Here is a 1,177-nt window from a genome sequence, read left to right on the forward strand (position 1 = left end):
CGCCCGCGGCCCGGTCGGGGCCCGGGGTCGGGCCGCGCTCCGCCCTGGGTGGCGGGGGGCGTGGGATGTGCTGCCTGGGAGTTCCGCGTTCGCGATGCCATAGCCGAGCCATTGTTACGTACCTGTTGCCGTGGTTTCGCCGAAACACCGGTGCCCGCAGGGGCCGACCGCGGGGCAGGCATCGCCCGGACCGCACCCGGCCCCGCCGGACCAGTTAAAGGATCATGGGGCGTTCCGGCGGAGGCGCGGGGCCGGGGACGGCTAGGGTCGTGCGCATGAGGACCGGGGTCGAGGCGGACGTGGTGGAGCGCGCGGCGGGGGTCGGAGGCGAGCTGGTGCTGCGCCGCGCCGGGGAGCACCACGAGATCATCAGCAACGGGGTGTTCCTCATGGACACCCGCAACGGGGAGTCGGAGCGGCTGCTGGTGTCGGCGGCGGTCGGCGCCGTCCCCGCGGACGGGTCCGGGCCGGTGAGCGTGCTGGTGGGCGGTCTCGGCGTCGGGTTCAGCCTGGCCGAGGCGCTGCGGCTGCCGCGGGTCGGCGCGGTGACGGTCGTGGAGCGCGAGCCGGCGGTCGTCGGCTGGCACCGCGGGCCGGACGGGCCGCTGCGCCCGTTCTCGGGCGGCGCGCTCGACGATCCGCGTACCCGGATCGTCACCGCCGACCTGGTGGACCACCTGACCGCCGACGCGTCCCGGCACGACGTGCTGTGCCTGGACGTCGACAACGGCCCCGACTGGACGGTCACGCCCGGCAACGCCCGCCTGTACGGGCCGGACGGCCTGGACCTGCTCACCGCGCGGCTCACCGGGCGGGGCGTGCTGGCGGTGTGGAGCGCGGGCGCGGCCCCGGCGTTCGAGGAGCTGCTGCGGGGCCGGTTCGGGTGGGTGGAGGCGCGGCCGGTGCCGGTGCCGCGCGGCGAACCGGACGTCGTCTACCTGGCCCGCCGGGCCTGACCGACAAATCGGGGCGGGGTGATTCTGTAGCCCGGGTGATCGCCTCCTAGAGGGCCGTTCGCTAGGTTTCGACCCAACACACACGTTTTGTGGAGGTTGTTGTGTCCACCGCTCACGCCGCCCCCGCGGCCCGCCGGCCCGCCGCCGTCCTGTCCGACCTGCTGCCGGGCGCGCTCGCCCGCGACGCCGCGCTGGTGGCGGGGTCGGCCGCGCTGGTCGGG

General features: G+C 76.0%; 1 protein-coding gene. It reads left to right on the top strand.

Annotated features, from left to right (window positions below; translation table 11 throughout):
- The first annotated feature begins 275 nt into the window (after positions 1-275).
- Positions 276-956, top strand: a complete 681-nt coding sequence (locus tag AB0J52_RS41575; RefSeq protein ID WP_500188792.1) for a spermidine synthase family protein — start codon at positions 276-278, stop codon at positions 954-956.
- The last annotated feature ends 221 nt before the right edge of the window (positions 957-1,177 follow it).

This window comes from Spirillospora sp. NPDC049652 (assembly GCF_040675125.1).
Taxonomy (GTDB): domain Bacteria; phylum Actinomycetota; class Actinomycetes; order Streptosporangiales; family Streptosporangiaceae; genus Spirillospora.

Coding starts and splice junctions, on each gene's coding strand:
- AB0J52_RS41575 (WP_500188792.1), top strand. CDS start 276: ATGAGGACCGGGGTCGAGGCGGACGTGGTGGAGCGCGCGGCGGGGGTC.